Origin of the sequence: Bradyrhizobium sp. YCK136 (genome assembly GCF_044570075.1) — a bacterium.
Classification (GTDB): domain Bacteria; phylum Pseudomonadota; class Alphaproteobacteria; order Rhizobiales; family Xanthobacteraceae; genus Bradyrhizobium; species Bradyrhizobium diazoefficiens.
In genome coordinates this window covers 2,851,449-2,866,108 of record NZ_CP172424.1, presented here as the reverse complement: position 1 = coordinate 2,866,108, position 14,660 = coordinate 2,851,449, and the positions used below count along the sequence as shown (strand labels likewise).

The window sequence follows — 14,660 nt, the reverse complement described above, 5'->3', positions numbered from 1 at the left end:
TTGCCACTTCGTCTCTCAAAAGACGGCGCGAATACTTATTGCAGCGGTGCGACGATCGTCGGATGTTTGAATTGTGCGACGTCCAGCTTCGGCAGCATTCCTGTCTCCGCGTAGATGTCCAGCATCTTCTGGATCGCGGGGAAGTTCGGTGCCGCCCCCGGATCACGGCCAAAGTCGTTGTCCTTGAGCAGGTAGGTCTCGAGCACCGGAACAGGCGCCTTCAGCACCTCGGACACGACCTTCAGGGTCTCTTCGCGGTTCGCCAGCGCCTTCTTCATGCCCGAAGTGATGTCGCGAACATAGGCTTTGACCAATTCCGGGTTCTTGTCGACGAAATCGGCACGGCAGGCCTCCAGGATGTGCACGATGTTCGGCATCGCCTGGGACAGCGAGAACAGTTTCCTTGTGCCACCCTTGGCTTCCGCGCGGGCGGCAAACGGCTGGTTCATGTTGACCGCGTCGACGCGGCCCTGGCGCAACGCGTCCTCGGAGACGGCAAAGCCGACCTCGACCAGCTTGATATCCTTGGCCGGATCGACGCTATTCTGCTTCAGGAGCAGGTTGAAAGGCCCTTGCGTGCCGCCGCCGATCACGGAAATGCCGACGGTCTTGCCCTTGAGATCGGCAATGGTCTTGATTGGCGAGTCATCCATGACAGCCCAGTAGACCGAGAAGCCGCCGGGCTTCTCAAAGACGTGCTGAGCCACGATATAAGCCTTGAGATTGCCGCCGACCACACCGTTGGAGAGCGACAGCGGCGCCTGCGTCGCGCAATCCAGTGCGCCTGCCGCCAATGCCTGCGTCATCGGCGCGGTGCCCTGAAGTTGGGTCCATTCGATGTTGTAGGTCTTGCCGATATTAGGAAATTCAGCCGGCCTGCGCATCATCCAGTATTTGGATTCCTCGGCCGGGATGGTCCAGCCAACGCGGATCGCCTGCTGCGCCCGTGAGGGGCTTGCGCCCGCAATCAGGGCCGCCACCGCCCCCGTCGCCAGCATCAACCTCGAAACCGTTCGCATCGCGCCCACTCCGTTGCTCCGGCGCCGACCGGCACCACCCAACCCGACCGGCCCAAATGTTTCATGGTTCAAACAATCAAGCAAGCCATGCAAGCGGTCCGGTTTCGCCGCGGGACGCGCCATGTATGGTAAAGCGGCGGTCGCGTGACGTTGTGCTGCGACAGGAGGAGGCAACCTATGGCTGATGCGAGCAAGGCAAACCCGCAACGCGACGAGCGGTTCGGCTATCTCGGCCTTGGACTCATGGGAACGCCCATGACCCGGCGCCTGCTCAAGGCCGGCTATCAGGTCAGTGTTTGGAACCGATCAGAGGGCAAGGTCGCTCCACTCGTCGAAGCTGGCGCAAGGCACGGAGCCAGGCCCCGCGACGTTATGGCGAGCTCGGACATCGTCTTCATGTGCGTGACGGATGCCGCGGCCGTGGAAGAGGTGATTTTCGGAGCCGAAGGTCTTTCAACCGCTCCCGGTGCAGGCAAGCTCGTCGTCGATTTCTCGTCAATCCATCCCGACGCCGCGCGCGACCTCGCAACGCGACTGAAAGCTGCGAACGGCGCAGGCTGGATCGATGCACCGGTGTCCGGTGGCACCAAGGGCGCCGAGGAAGGCACGCTTGCCATCATGGCCGGTGGAGACGCTTCCGACATCGAGAGGGTGAGGCCCTATGTGCTGACTATGGCCCGCAGGTTCACTCACATGGGCCCCACCGGCGCCGGCCAGACTGCAAAGCTCTGCAACCAGGTGATCGTCGGATGCGCCATGGCCGTTCTCGCGGAAGCAACGCGTCTCGCCGTGAACGCCGGAATTGATGCCAATCGGCTGCCCGAAGCGCTCGCGGGCGGATTTGCGGATTCGATCCCGCTTCAGCTCTTCGTCCCGAGGATGGTCCAGGGCATTCACTCACCGCCGCTCGGCCATATCGCCACGATGCTCAAGGACCTCGATACGGTTGCCGATGTCGCGCAGACGACGTCGACACCGGTGCCGATGGCTACGCTTGCGGGACAGCTCTTCAGGCTGGCCAAGGCCGCGCGAGGCGCGGATGCGGACGCGCTGGAGATCTACAAGCTTTCAGCAACAGAATATTGAGCCACCGGGTGCGACCTGAAACGCGTTACGGTGTTTTCTTGCGTTCATCGTTGGCCACGAACCGGCCATACGCCCCGCGTGCAAACAGCAATGTATCCTTGGCATTGTAGGCATAGGCCTCGACCGCCCCAAGAAAGATCACATGATCGCCGCCATAATAGCGGTTGACGGAACGGCATTGAAAATTGGCGACGCTTTCGGCAAGCACGGGAGCGTTGCCAAGCCCCGGCGTCCAGTCGACGCCAGCGAATTTATCGTCGGACGATTTCGCGAATATATTTGCGAGCGCCTGTTGCGAAGCGCCGAGCACGTGGACGGCAAAATGGCTCGCGTTCTGAAACACGGTCAGGCTCGAAGAATAAACTCCGAGGCTCCAGAGGACGAGAGGAGGATTCAAGGAGACCGATGCAAAGGAATTGCAGGTGATGCCATAGGGTCTTCCGTCGGGGGCGACGGCAGTGATGATCGTGACGCCTGTTCCGTAGGTGCCGAGCGCGCTGCGAAAATCACGGGGATCAATTGGCGAGCTGTCGCTCGCGAGCTCGTTGGCTGGATCTGGAACGGCCGGCTGCTTCGGCAGATCATTCATCGGCCGGCCTCACAGCGTGAGATTCTCGGACGGCAGGCCCAGTGCCACGCGTCCATAATTGGTCCCGGCCGCATCGAAATTGAATGCGAGATGCGAGTTGATCGCGTGCGCATCGCGAAACTGCCGCTGCAACACGCCCGCCGTGAAGAGCCCGCGCGCCCCGCTCGCCGCAAATAGCATTGAGACCGCGTCGGTACATAGATTGACCGAGAAAGCACCGTCACGTCGGTACCTGGTCTTGGTCGCCATGTCTGGAATGTGGCTGCGTCGTGCATCCTCCATGGCATCGATACACGCCGAACGCATGGTCCGACGTGCAGCATCGATCTTGGCCGAGGCCTCCGCGATCTTGATCTGCGTGCTTTGGAAGTCGCTCAGCTTGGCGCGGTTGTAGGTGGAAATGCGATGACGGACGACCTCGATATAGTCGTTCAGGCACGCCTGCGCGTTCCCCAGCGCGACGCCGGACAGGACGTAGGGAAACAGCGAGAACACGGGTAGCGCGTATAACGGATTGGGATTGACCTTGCTTCCGGGCGTCGGGCCGCCGGCAAGCTCACCGACGGCAACCGTCATATGGTCGGCCACGAAGGCCTCCCTGACCTCCACGTCGCAAGACCCCGTACCGCGCAATCCTGCGACATTCCAGGTGTCGAGCACCTTGTAGTCATGTTTCGGAAGCAAGAAGATCCGGTATTCGATGCCGTCTGCTTCATCATCAGAGGAAACCACGCTTGCGAGCATGTTCCATTCGCAAGACGCAACGCCCGAGGAGAACGGCCAGCTTCCGTGCAATTGGTATCCGCCCTCGACCCTCGTGGCGCGGCCCGCAGGAAAGATGAATGAGGATGCAATCAGCACATCCGGGTCGCTGCCCCAGACCAGATCCTGCGCCTTTTGCTCGAACATGCCGAGCATCCAATGATGGCTCGCCAGATTGGCGAGATTCCAGGCCGCCGACGCGTCCGCTTGTCCGAGAAGATCGGCGCAATCAATCAGGGCGACATAGTCGAGTTCGGCGCCGCCAATGCGCTTGGGCTGGAGCATCCGGAACAGGCCGGAGTCGTGCAGATCCCGTTCGGTCTCGGGCGGAAGGTAGCGTAGCTCTTCGGTTCGGGCTGCCCGCTCTCGCAGTCGTGGCACGAGCGCCCGGGCCTTCGCGATCATTGCCGCATAGGCGCGTTCGCCGGATTCCGGCCCCGCAGGCTGGCCCACGCTGGGTTCTTGACCAGGCGCCATTCGCATCCCTCGCTTTCCCACACTTATGCGGCGGGAACCTTGCCAAATCAAGCCGATGCAACACTAACACAGTGGCGTCGCCTGAACCCAGGCTGCTTGAAAGGATGCGATGTCGCGAACAGCCGTGTTGCAAAGCAGCGATCGGTACGCCGCGATGCCCGCCCCTCAAGGTTAACCACTCGGGCTCAGACCGAGGGCTTGCCTGATCCAAAGACACCCCTCTGGGTGAGCTCCGTGATCCGACGCTGGTCGTAACCCAGCGTGTCGCGCAAGACGTTCTCGGTATGCTCGCCCAACAGGGGGGCGGCAACCGGATCAATCGCGCCGGTCAGACTCATGGAAATCGGCGTTTCGATGTTGGGGACCCAGTCTGCCGTAGGATGCGGAATCCGGCTCAAGCGATGGCGGTCGCGGGCCTCGGGTGCATTAAAGCCCTCTTCGACGGTGCGGAGATAGCCGACCGGAATATTGGCCAGCTTCATTTTCGTCATCCAGTTCTCGAGGGTATCGCTCGCAAAGACCTCCGCAATGGCTGCCCGCAAGAGCTCCTTGTTCTCGGAGCGTGCTTTGCGCGTCGCAAATTGCGGATCGGTGATGAGGTCGGGCCGGTTCAGCACCTCGACGACCAGCCGGCGATAGAGCCGGTCGTTGGCGCAGGCCATGTAGAGCGGTCCATCGGAAGCCTCGTAGACGCCGACGGTGGGAGACCCGCTCGGCGAATTGCCGAACCGTCCGGGGTTCTCACCGTTGATCAGATAGGCCATGCCGTAGAAGCTCGTCATCGCCATGGCGATGTCGAACAGGGCCACCTCGACATGCTGGCCGCGGCCGAACCGATCCCGCGCCAGCAGGGCCAAAAGGATAGCGTTACAGGCCGTCATCCCCGTCGCAATATCCACGATGGGCGGGCCGGTGCGGACTGGAGGACCGTCGGCAAATCCGTTGAGGGACATGAAGCCGCTTTCCGCCTGTGTGATCGGGTCAAAACCGGGACGCGAAGCGAACGGCCCGGTGCGCCCATAGGCGGAAATCGAGCAATAGACCAGCCGAGAATTGAGCGGCGCGACCGCTTCGTAGTCTAGGCCAAATTTCTTCATGACCCCGCTCGAAAAATTCTCGACGACCACGTCGGCTTTGCGGATCAGATCCAGCGCGATCTCGCGGGCTTCGGGCACGGCGAGGTCGAGTGCGATACCGCGCTTGTTGCGGTTCAGGCTGAGATAAGCGGCGCTCTCGCCGCCGGTTTCGGCGTGTTCATACGCGCGCGTGTCGTCGCCGCCGTCCGGGTTCTCGATCTTGATGACGCGCGCGCCGAAATCGGCAAGCGTCTGGGTGCACGCCGGCCCAGCAACCACCCGCGTGAAGTCGACGACCAGCAGACCATCGAGCGCCGTAGGCCCTCCCGCCACTCGCGACGAACGTTCCGGCAATTGAGGCTTGGTGGACATCGATAGCGCTCCCTTACATCGGCTTATAATCGCCGAATTTCCTGCAAGGGGAAACTTAAAGCCCGGCGCCGCCGACTTCGCAAGTGCTTCAGCCACGTCGTCTGAAAACGCAAAAAAGGCCCGGCAGCTGTCAAGCTGCCGGGCCTCTCGACATTATGGGCGTGCAGGCCGGCACCGCGTCTCGCGCGCCCAGTTCCGCCGCGTTCCGCATCACGGGAAACACCGGCGCCCCCAAACTCGGCGCAGCCGTTTTCGCCAGTAAAGCGTATGCGACCAGGCCCAGGGTACCTCGGGCTCATAGAGCCGATAGCCAGCCTGCCGGGTTGTCCGTTGTATCCGAGACGATGCTGCCCCATCCGATGCGCCGCCCCCTCGCCTCGATCGCCCGCATCAGCCTGAGTTGAAGCCCCCGCCCCCAATGCCGACGTAGGACACCGACCTGGAGAAGTACCCGCTGTTTCGCGCATACGTCGACGTCAGAACGCCGGCGAAGGCGACCGGATCATCATTGTGATAGGCGAGCCACCACGTACCCAACTCGAATTGCGGCATGACGGCACAATCGAAGAATGTGAGCAGGTGCAGATCGCCGAGGGTCTCGGCGGTCTCCTCGTCGTCCGCATGGACGATGCGAATTCTGTACATCGAATGCCCATACATCGGTTGCCCAACGGGATTGGCTGCTCCTGAGCGCGAACGACGGCGGCCTCGCGTCGTGTACATCTATTTGCCCAATACGACCTTGACGCCGAGCCAGACGGCCCCCATCAGACCGGTGGCAATCACCGTGATCACCGCCTTGAATGTGTAGCTTTGCGCCTGCTCCACACTCTTCCGCCAGCGTCGCAGGTGCTGAAAATCCGCCCGCAACTCCTTCCGGTGATCATCTTCGATTCCAAAAGCAGCCAGCACCGACGCCACCGCCTTCAATACGATCGCATCGATGCTGTCCTGCTGGAATCTGTGCTGCTCAGCCAGCGTTTCGACGACAAGTGCCTTGATTTCGTCTTCCGGCATCTTCACCGCTTGATGATCCTTGCAACATTTTCGAAGCCGCGCTTGGCGAAGTAGAAGGAGACCACGAGATTGGCGGTAATCGCCGCAAAGCCCGCCAGAGCATCAGTGGAGCCAAAGCCAAGAACAGACCGGGAGCTTTGCGAAATAGAGCGCCACGCAATAGCCCATCAGCTTGCCCGGCTCGTACCAGTGCCCGATCTCCGCACCCCAAAGGTCGCAGCGGCGCGGCGCACGTTGCTCGCGCCGCGGGCCGGCACGTTCGCGCGTGCACGGCCAGCAATGGTTCGGACGACGGCGCGCCGATCGGCGCTCCAGGTTTGTCGAGTGCGTGGCCGCAATGCGTTGCCGCCGTCCGATTCCGATCGAGAACGAAAAAACCCGCGGCGGATGCTCTCCGCGCGGGTCAATCAAACTCGTCTCGATGATGTCATTCTGCCGGTGTCTTGCCCGACGAGTCAAATCCTGTGTTGAACGAAATTGTCGTCACACCAGGTGGACATGAAAAAGCCCGCTGCGGATTGTCCCGCGCGGGCCGAACCAAACTCGTTTCGATGATGGCATTCTGCCAGTGTCTTGCCCGACGTGTCAAACACCGTGGGCCGCAACAGGAGAATGACCTTCCTCCCACTTAGATATGTGGTGCGCCAGGGGCTTGCTTCAAGTCCCCGACCTTCGCGTACAACCCCCGCCCGAGCAACAAGTCGAGGGATCACGACATGCCCGTACTGCTTCCGACATCCCGCTCACGCGGCCGGACCGAGCAAGCCCGCGCCGGCAACCCAGCGCCGACCGATCATGCCGTGGTGATCGCCGGCGGCGGCCCGACCGGCCTGATGCTGGCCGCCGAGCTCGCGCTCGCGGAGGTCGACGTCGCCATCGTCGAGCGGCGCGCGGATCAGGCCCTCGTCGGCACGCGCGCCGGCGGGTTGCACGCCCGCAGCATCGAGATCCTCGATCAGCGCGGCGTCGCGGATCGCTTCCTGCGCGAAGGGCAAGTCACGCAGCTCGCCGGCTTCGCCTGGACCAGGCTCGACATCAGCGACCTCCCCACCCGCCACGCTTACGGGCTGGCGCTGCGGCAGAGCCACATCGAGCGCATCCTGGCCGACTGGGTCGGCGAGCTCGCGGTCCCGATCTATCGGAACTTCGAGGTGACGGGCTTCGTTCAGGACGAGACCGGCGTCAACGTCGCGCTGTCCGGCGGCGAGACGTTGCGGGCGAACTATCTGGTCGGCTGCGACGGCGGCCGCAGCCTGGTGCGCAAGACCGCCGGCATCGATTTCGTCGGCTCTGGTCCCACGCTCAGCAACCTCATGGCCGAGGTCGAGATGAGCGAGGCGCCGGCCTGGGGCCTGCGTCACGACGCGCTCGGCTTTCACGGCCTCAGCAAAACGGAGAGCGGGCGCGTGCTGGTCGTCGTGACGGAAGCGACACTCGACCGCAGCGGCGAGCCCACGCTTTCCGATCTCAGCGAGGCCCTCGTCGCCGTCTACGGCAACGACTCCGGCCTCAAGAATCCCGCCTGGATCGCCCGCTTCACCGATGCGGCGCGGCAGGCCGCCTCCTATCGCAGGGGACGCGTGCTGCTCGCCGGCGATGCCGCGCATATCCATCACTCTGTGGGCGGACAAGGCCTCAACACCGGCCTGCAGGACGCCGTCAATCTCGGCTGGAAGCTGGCGCAGGTCGTCAAGGGCACGGCACCCGGCAGCCTGCTCGACAGCTACCATGCCGAACGCCATCCCGTTGCCGCGCGCGTGCTGCGCAACACCATGGCGCAAATCGCCCTGCTCCGCCGCGGCGACGACAGCCTCAAGGCCGCGCGTGAGGTGGTGTCCGACCTGCTCGGCATGGACGAGCCGCGCAAGCGCTTTGCCGCGATGATGAGCGGCCTCGACATTCGCTACGATCTCGGCGAGGGCCATCCGCTGCTTGGGCGCCGCATGCCCGACCTCGACCTCGTCACACCAGGCGGTTCGCAAAGACTGTTCACCCTGCTGCAGGGCGCGCGTCCCCTGCTGCTCAATTTTGACAAGCCGGGCTGCATCGCCATCGCACCCTGGGCGGATCGCGTCGGCGTCGTCGACACCAGCTACCAGGGCCCCTGGGAGCTGCCAGCGATCGGGCCGGTCGCAGCGCCCGAAGCCGTATTGGTGCGACCCGACGGACACGTGGCGTGGACGGGCGACGCGCGCCAGCGCGGGCTTGAGGACGTGCTGACACTATGGTTCGGGCCGGCAGCGCGACATAGCAAACCGAACTCATGCGCACCCTCGAAACGAACAAAGCCCGCGGCATCCCCGCGGGCTTGATCCAAATTCATTTCGACGATGCCATTCTGCCAGTGTTTTGCCCGACGAGTCAAACCTTGGCTGCCAGCACACCCTCCAGGATGTCCGGTTTGCATTCACGAGTGGACGCAAGGTCAGTTACCCGCCTTGTCAGCAAAGGGCCACTTTCGGACTCATGCGCCGCAACAAAAAGCGCCTTCAATATCGCCCCTCGATCATCAATATCCGGGATATATTCGGGGGATACTGACCGCTTTGTGAGAGATGATCCAATGGAGCCCATCAGTGCAGATCTTTCCACGATACTAAACCGCATCCTTGATACGGCGGCAGATAATCTCAGGATTGCAAAGATTCTCGTTCAAATGGGGCTTGATCCCAACAACATCACCTACGACGCACTGCTTGATCGGCTGCTGGAAATTGTGTTGGCCAACATCACGCTCGCCAACATGTTTGCCTTGGTCGGCGCAATCTTCTTTGTCGCTACCTTGCTGATGCAGAGAATGGTGCCGCTGCGGGTCGCGAATATGGTCGGCTGTGCATTCTTCGCAACCTTTGGCGCGCTTTCCGGAAGCGTCGCCACCTTTCTGCTTTATCTGCTGTTGCTGCCGGTCAATGCCCTTCGTCTCCGTCAACTGCTCAGGCTCGTTAAGAAGGCACGTAACGCGACGCAAGGTGACATGTCGATGGAATGGCTCAAACCGTTCATGACCGAACGCAGATATCGCCATGGCGACCGATTATTTAGGAAGGGTGATGCGGCGGCCGAAATGTTTCTCACCGTCACCGGGAAGTTTCTCGTCAAAGAAATCGGCGTCGAGCTTCCCCCAGGGCGTCTCATGGGAGAACTTGGCTTCCTTGCGCCCGATAAGCGACGAACCGGAACGGTCGAGTGCATAGAAGACGGACAAGTCCTGACTATAACTTATGAAAGGTTGCTTGAAATCTACTTTCAAAGTAATCAGCAATTCGGCTACTACATCCTCCTCCTCACCAGTCAGCGTCTGCTGGAAAACAACCAGAGAGCTGGCCCCGGTTGTTTGGACAGCGCCCCGCTGGATTTAAGTGGATTCCTGCCGGGTTATGCTGAACGCGGGGCTTTACGGTTTTGTCGTTGCGTCGGGAGGGCGTAGCCCGACCAGAGCGACGACAAAACCGTCGGCGACGGTCATGCGGCCATCACCATAGCTTGCGTGCCGAAGTAAGCCTCGTCGGGCGTGCGCCCGTCAAGGCTCGAGTGAGGGCGTCCCTGATTGTAGAAGGCCAGATACTTGGCAATTGACGCTCGCGCCTCGGACACGCTGTCGTAGGCGCGGAGATAAACTTCTTCGTATTTGACCGTGCGCCAGAGCCGCTCGACAAACACGTTGTCGCGCCAGGCGCCCTTGCCGTCCATGCTGATGGCGATCTTCGCGTCCAGCAGCACATCGGTGAACTCGAGGCTGGTGAACTGGCTGCCCTGATCCGTGTTGAAAATCTCGGGCCTGCCGTGCTTCGCCAACGCCTCCTGGACCGCTTCGACGCAGAAGGCCGCCTCCATTGTGATCGAGACGCGATGGGCCAGGACCCGTCGGCTGAACACATCGACGACCGCCGCGAGATAGACGAAGCCACGCCGCATCGGAATGTAGGTGATGTCCATTGCCCACGCATGGTCGGGCCGCTCGATCTTCAATCCGCGCAACAGGTACGGGTAGATCTTGTGACCCGGAGCCGGCTTGCTCGTGTTCGGGCGACGATAGACCGCCTCGATCCGCATGCGCTTCATCAGCGTCGCGATGTGGCGGCGACCGGCGTATACGCCCTCCCGCCGCAGCAACGATCGCAGCATACGCGCTCCCGCGAAGGGATAATCGAGATGCAGCTCATCGAGCCGACGCATCAAGGCAAGGTCCTCGGCCGAAACTGGCCGAGGTTCATAGTAGACCGTGCTGCGAGCCAGCTTCAGGACCTTCGCCTGGCGCACGATAGAAAGATCATGACCGCGGTCGATCATCGCTTTGCGCTCAGCAGGCCCGCCTTGGTGAGCGCGCCGGACAAAAAATCGTTTTCCAACGCCAGCTCGCCGATCTTGGCATGTAACGCCTTCAAATCGACCGGCGTCTCGGCCGATGTCTTGTCATGCCCAAACACGCCGGCGGCGCCTTCCAGGAGCTGGTTTTTCCAGATCGTGATCTGGTTCGGATGAACATCAAACAGTTGCGCCAGCTCCGCCAGTGTCTTGTCGCCTTTGACCGCAGCCAAAGCAACCTTCGCCTTGAATGCCGGAGAATGCGTCCGGCGGCTCTTCTTCGTCATCTTCGCTCCTGATTCGCAGCAAGAATCCTCGCCGCTGTCAGGCAGAAAATCCACTCAAGCTACTGTCCGAATTTGCGGGGCCAGCTCTCCGCAGCGAGCTACGCTTTGTTTGATCACCTCGTCGGCAGTGGAAACCACCTTTCTTGGGCGGCACTTGGATGCCGAACCACGGGTACGATTGTTTCTTGCGGATCGTCAGCGAATGGCACAGGTTTTCGCCAAGAAAGGAGCTCGCGCATGACCATGAACAGCACCGGTATCCCCGAAGGTTTCGAACCGCACTTCCGTAAGAGCCCTTTCACCGATCCTTGGGAACCGCTCTATTCGAAGCAGACGGACAAAGCCGTGATCATCGGATTACGGCTGGCCAAGCCGCACACCAATGCACGTGGCAACGTTCATGGCGGGCTGATCTCCGCGCTAGCTGACAACGCGATGGGCTATAGCTGCGCGCAGGCGATTGGCTGGGCATCGTCGCTGGCGACGATCACTCTTGTGGTCGACTTCACCGGCATCGCGCAGATCGGGCAATGGCTCACCGTGGACAGTGAGGTGATCAAAACCGGCAGAACGATCTGCTTCGCGCAAAGTCTAATCAAGGCCGACGACAGTGTAATCGCTCGGGCGAACGCCACGTTTCGCGCAGTGCCGAAGCATGAGGGTGACACTCATCCCCGTTAGCCGTTAATGCTCGCACCACACAACCGGCCTGAAAGAGCTTTCAGATCGATCTAGGTCCGCAACGGGTCACAAGCTGCCCTTGGCAGGCTACTTCATCTTGGTCGGCCCATCTCCCGGAAGCAGACGTTGCGGCTCTCCGAGCGAAGGTCAGCAACGGGCCAACAACGGACGTCGCAGTTGCGGAGCGCAAATCGCAACGACAACCTCATATCCGAGGCCGCACTGCCTCCAGAGCCTTCAGAGCCTCCACCACCGAATTGTAGATCAATTGGTCATCCGGCTTACGGTTCTCTTTGAGCTTTTCCACGTTCGCGCGATCAACCCAGAGAGTTTCTGACACTTTGTCGGTTTCCAGAACTGGATTTGTGAGGTCCCCGTCGACGGTCACGATGAACTGTCGTTCTTCGTAGGGTGTCGGCCCATGGCTCCAATACTTGGGTGTTAGCTCAAGAACGATGTTTTTGAGGTGCCAGCCTGTCTCCTCATGTATTTCGCGGCGCAGAGCAGAAAGAACGTCCTCGTCGTCTTCGACGTGCCCGCCGATCAAGTCCCAACACCCGGGAAACAAGCCACGCGTCGATGAGCGCCTTTGCACAAAGACGCGTCCTCGACCATCAACGACCATCGCGTCCGCAATAAGCTGTTTTCTTGATGGCATTTCGTCGGTGTCGGAGTGCGGTATAGATTAGCCTTTGCGGCGCCCACTTGAGGCCGACGGCTTGGCCTCAAGGTCCAATTTTTAATCCGGATGTCCGAGGTCCGCAACGGGTCAAACTCGGAAGTCAGGCCGTCCGGCTCCTACGTCTGCTTTATCCTCGCGAACGGACATCGCCAGACGCATTCTTTGGGCATCCTGCTCGCCACGTCATAGCGGCGCAGCGCAACCGTCTTCGTTCTCTCGCACGAAGCAGCGTAGCTTGTCCGGCGTAGCCGCTTGCGAAGCCGGACGCTCAGTTCATCGCTTGGCACGGCCAATCGGCTCTAAGCCGCCTGTACTTCCAGGAAACGCTCGGCGTAGTGGCAGGCGACGAGCCGGCTGTCGAGCGGGCGCAAGAGCGGACGCTGCGTGCGGCAGAGATCCGTCACATAGGGACAGCGGGTCGAGAACACGCAGCCTTTCGGCGGATCGAGCGGCGAAGGCAACTCGCCCTTCGGAACGATGCGCTGGCGTTTGCGACCGAGGCCCGGCGTCGCGTCAAGCAAGGCCTGAGTATAGGGATGCAACGACCGCGCAAAGATGCGCTCTTTCGGCCCATGCTCCACTGCGATCCCCAGATACATGATCATCACGTCTTCGGCAATGTGACGCACCACGGCGAGATCGTGCGAGATGAAGAGATAAGCCAGCCCCAGTTCGCGCTGCAGATCGACCAGGAGGTTGAGAACCTGCGCCTGCACCGACATGTCGAGCGCGGACACAGGCTCATCGGCAACGAGCAGCTTCGGCCGCAGCATCAAGGCGCGCGCGATTGCGATGCGCTGACGCTGGCCACCCGAGAACATGTGCGGATAGCGGCCATATTGCTCCGGTCGCAGCCCGACCTTCGCCATCATGTCGAGCGCCTGCGCCCGCCGGTCTTGCTTGGAAAGTCTGGTGTTGATGATCAGCGGCTCTTCGAGTATGTGGCCAACGCGCTTGCGGGGGTTGAGCGACCCATAGGGGTTTTGAAACACGATCTGCACGGTGCGGCGCAATGTCTTCACAGCGCTGGCCGGAGGATTGACCGCATCGACGCCGTCGAGCATCAGCGTGCCGCCGCTCGGCTTCTCGATGAGAGTCACAAGCCTTGCGAGCGTCGACTTGCCGCAGCCGGATTCGCCGACGACCGCCAGCGTCTTGCCGGCTTCAAGCGCGAACGATACTCCGCCCACGGCCTGCAGATGCGCCGGTGGGCGAAACCAGCCCTGCTTGATCTCGTAACTGCGCCTGAGATCGGTGGCGGTGACAAGCGCCGTCATGACACGGACTCGCGCTTGAGGATCGACGCGCCGCCCCCATCGGCCGCGATGCGCTCATCCCGTGTCGGATCGCCGAGCGGATAATGACAACGGATCAGGCCGTCCATCCAGGGGCGCAGATCGGGACGCACCTTGTCGGCCAGCGGCGTTGCATGGATGCAACGCGGACTAAACAGGCACCCCGGCGGTCGATCATTGAGCCCCGGCACCAGGCCAGGAATGGTGGCGAGCCGTCCGCCATCACTCGCCTCCGGGCGTGCCGCCAGCAACGCGGCTGTATAGGGATGCTGCGGCGACGCAAACAGGCTCTGCGTCGGGCGCTGTTCCATGATCTGTCCCGCATACATGACAGCGACTCGCTCAGTCGTGTCCGAAACCACACCCATGTTATGCGTGATGAGGATCAGCGCCATGCCACGATCGCGTTGCAGAGACAGCAGAAGATCGAGGATCTGCGCCTGAATGGTGACATCGAGCGCCGTCGTCGGCTCATCCGCGATCAGGAGCTTCGGATTGCAGGCGATCGCCATCGCAATCATGACGCGTTGATTCATGCCGCCCGAGAGCTGGTGCGGGTAGGCCGACAGCCGGCTCTCCGGGGCCGGAATGCCGACTTGCTCCAAGAGCTCGATTACGCGGCGCCGCGCGGCCTTGCGATCCATCCCTTCATGGACGTGCAACGTCTCGGCCAACTGATAGCCGATCGTGAAAGAGGGATTGAGCGATGTCGTCGGCTCCTGGAAGATCATCGCGACGTCCTTGCCGGTGAGCGCGCACCGCTCGCGGTCGGACAAAGTCTGCAGATTCCGCCCCTCGAACAGCAGCTTGTCGGCTCGGACACGCCCCGGATAGGGCACGAGTCCCATCAGGGCCAACATGCCGACGCTCTTGCCGGAGCCGGATTCGCCGACGATTCCCAGCACCTCGCCTTTTTCGAGCGTGATGTTGACGCCATCCACGGCGCGCACCATCCCGTTCTGGAATGGAAACTCAACCGATAGATTTTCAATCTCGAGCAGCGGCATCAGAT

The 14,660-nt window shown here is 61.6% G+C and carries 13 protein-coding genes and 1 pseudogene; 4 read left to right on the top strand and 10 right to left on the bottom strand.

What is annotated here, in order from left to right; genetic code table 11:
• Window positions 1–35: 35 nt before the first annotated feature.
• Window positions 36–1,019 (bottom strand): ABC transporter substrate-binding protein, encoded by a 984-nt coding sequence (locus ACFLEY_RS13470; protein ID WP_060912626.1) that lies wholly within the window; start codon window positions 1,017–1,019, stop codon window positions 36–38.
• 177 nt (window positions 1,020–1,196) lie between these two features.
• Here ACFLEY_RS13470 and ACFLEY_RS13465 point away from each other — a divergent pair, with 177 nt between their 5' ends.
• Window positions 1,197–2,105: an NAD(P)-dependent oxidoreductase gene (locus ACFLEY_RS13465; protein ID WP_179883811.1), complete on the top strand. Its 909-nt coding sequence runs from the start codon at window positions 1,197–1,199 to the stop codon at window positions 2,103–2,105.
• A gap of 25 nt (window positions 2,106–2,130) precedes the next feature.
• Here ACFLEY_RS13465 and ACFLEY_RS13460 read toward each other — a convergent pair whose 3' ends face one another.
• The 5 genes and pseudogenes from ACFLEY_RS13460 to ACFLEY_RS13440 form a co-directional block, all read right to left on the bottom strand.
• Window positions 2,131–2,694 carry a flavin reductase family protein gene (locus ACFLEY_RS13460; RefSeq protein WP_011088836.1) on the bottom strand — a complete coding sequence of 188 codons (564 nt, stop codon included), beginning with the start codon at window positions 2,692–2,694 and terminating at the stop codon, window positions 2,131–2,133.
• 9 nt (window positions 2,695–2,703) lie between these two features.
• Window positions 2,704–3,933, bottom strand: a complete 1,230-nt coding sequence (locus tag ACFLEY_RS13455) for an acyl-CoA dehydrogenase family protein (protein WP_060908323.1) — start codon at window positions 3,931–3,933, stop codon at window positions 2,704–2,706.
• A 185-nt stretch (window positions 3,934–4,118) separates the two neighbouring features.
• Window positions 4,119–5,381 carry a CaiB/BaiF CoA-transferase family protein gene (locus tag ACFLEY_RS13450; protein ID WP_060908324.1) on the bottom strand — a complete coding sequence of 421 codons (1,263 nt, stop codon included), beginning with the start codon at window positions 5,379–5,381 and terminating at the stop codon, window positions 4,119–4,121.
• Window positions 5,382–5,591: 210 nt separating this feature from the next.
• Window positions 5,592–6,026 (bottom strand): annotated as a pseudogene (locus ACFLEY_RS13445) (GNAT family N-acetyltransferase).
• A gap of 78 nt (window positions 6,027–6,104) precedes the next feature.
• Entirely contained in the window at window positions 6,105–6,404 is a 300-nt protein-coding gene (locus tag ACFLEY_RS13440; RefSeq protein WP_396604666.1) for a hypothetical protein, read from the bottom strand.
• 710 nt (window positions 6,405–7,114) lie between these two features.
• Here ACFLEY_RS13440 and ACFLEY_RS13435 point away from each other — a divergent pair.
• Together ACFLEY_RS13435 and ACFLEY_RS13430 are read left to right on the top strand one after the other, a co-directional pair.
• Window positions 7,115–8,710 carry an FAD-dependent monooxygenase gene (locus tag ACFLEY_RS13435; protein WP_082755298.1) on the top strand — a complete coding sequence of 532 codons (1,596 nt, stop codon included), beginning with the start codon at window positions 7,115–7,117 and terminating at the stop codon, window positions 8,708–8,710.
• Between the two features lie 251 nt (window positions 8,711–8,961).
• Window positions 8,962–9,825, top strand: a complete 864-nt coding sequence (locus ACFLEY_RS13430; protein WP_396604665.1) for a Crp/Fnr family transcriptional regulator — start codon at window positions 8,962–8,964, stop codon at window positions 9,823–9,825.
• Window positions 9,826–9,860: 35 nt separating this feature from the next.
• Here the strand turns inward: ACFLEY_RS13430 and ACFLEY_RS13425 are convergent.
• A protein-coding gene (locus tag ACFLEY_RS13425) for an IS3-like element ISRj2 family transposase (protein WP_129557324.1) occupies window positions 9,861–10,990 on the bottom strand; the annotation gives its coding sequence in 2 pieces (ribosomal slippage) (window positions 9,861–10,738 and window positions 10,738–10,990; 1,131 coding nt in all).
• Between the two features lie 243 nt (window positions 10,991–11,233).
• On the opposite strand from ACFLEY_RS13425, the gene ACFLEY_RS13420 reads away from it, so the two are divergent.
• A complete protein-coding gene (locus ACFLEY_RS13420; RefSeq protein ID WP_060912627.1) occupies window positions 11,234–11,671 on the top strand; it encodes a PaaI family thioesterase in 438 nt (145 codons plus the stop codon).
• Window positions 11,672–11,876: 205 nt separating this feature from the next.
• Here ACFLEY_RS13420 and ACFLEY_RS13415 read toward each other — a convergent pair whose 3' ends face one another.
• The 3 genes from ACFLEY_RS13415 to ACFLEY_RS13405 form a co-directional block, all read right to left on the bottom strand.
• The gene (locus tag ACFLEY_RS13415) at window positions 11,877–12,296 is read right to left on the bottom strand and encodes an NUDIX domain-containing protein (protein WP_249163489.1); all 420 of its coding nucleotides are present in this window, start codon (window positions 12,294–12,296) and stop codon (window positions 11,877–11,879) included.
• Between the two features lie 356 nt (window positions 12,297–12,652).
• A complete protein-coding gene (locus ACFLEY_RS13410; protein WP_060908327.1) occupies window positions 12,653–13,630 on the bottom strand; it encodes a peptide ABC transporter ATP-binding protein in 978 nt (325 codons plus the stop codon).
• On the bottom strand, window positions 13,627–14,655 hold the full coding sequence (locus ACFLEY_RS13405; protein ID WP_396604664.1) for an ABC transporter ATP-binding protein: 1,029 nt from the start codon (window positions 14,653–14,655) through the stop codon (window positions 13,627–13,629). The genes ACFLEY_RS13410 and ACFLEY_RS13405 overlap by 4 nt, the downstream gene beginning before the upstream one ends.
• Window positions 14,656–14,660 lie beyond the last annotated feature (5 nt).

What these genes read in the sequence shown, in the direction of transcription:
- ACFLEY_RS13405 (WP_396604664.1), bottom strand. Translation starts at nt 14,655, where the DNA reads ATGCCGCTGCTCGAGATTGAAAATCTATCGGTTGAGTTTCCATTCCAG.
- ACFLEY_RS13410 (WP_060908327.1), bottom strand. Translation starts at nt 13,630, where the DNA reads ATGACGGCGCTTGTCACCGCCACCGATCTCAGGCGCAGTTACGAGATC.
- ACFLEY_RS13470 (WP_060912626.1), bottom strand. Translation starts at nt 1,019, where the DNA reads ATGCGAACGGTTTCGAGGTTGATGCTGGCGACGGGGGCGGTGGCGGCC.
- ACFLEY_RS13435 (WP_082755298.1), top strand. Translation starts at nt 7,115, where the DNA reads ATGCCCGTACTGCTTCCGACATCCCGCTCACGCGGCCGGACCGAGCAA.
- ACFLEY_RS13455 (WP_060908323.1), bottom strand. Translation starts at nt 3,933, where the DNA reads ATGGCGCCTGGTCAAGAACCCAGCGTGGGCCAGCCTGCGGGGCCGGAA.
- ACFLEY_RS13415 (WP_249163489.1), bottom strand. Translation starts at nt 12,296, where the DNA reads ATGGTCGTTGATGGTCGAGGACGCGTCTTTGTGCAAAGGCGCTCATCG.
- ACFLEY_RS13465 (WP_179883811.1), top strand. Translation starts at nt 1,197, where the DNA reads ATGGCTGATGCGAGCAAGGCAAACCCGCAACGCGACGAGCGGTTCGGC.
- ACFLEY_RS13460 (WP_011088836.1), bottom strand. Translation starts at nt 2,694, where the DNA reads ATGAATGATCTGCCGAAGCAGCCGGCCGTTCCAGATCCAGCCAACGAG.
- ACFLEY_RS13450 (WP_060908324.1), bottom strand. Translation starts at nt 5,381, where the DNA reads ATGTCCACCAAGCCTCAATTGCCGGAACGTTCGTCGCGAGTGGCGGGA.
- ACFLEY_RS13420 (WP_060912627.1), top strand. Translation starts at nt 11,234, where the DNA reads ATGAACAGCACCGGTATCCCCGAAGGTTTCGAACCGCACTTCCGTAAG.
- ACFLEY_RS13430 (WP_396604665.1), top strand. Translation starts at nt 8,962, where the DNA reads ATGGAGCCCATCAGTGCAGATCTTTCCACGATACTAAACCGCATCCTT.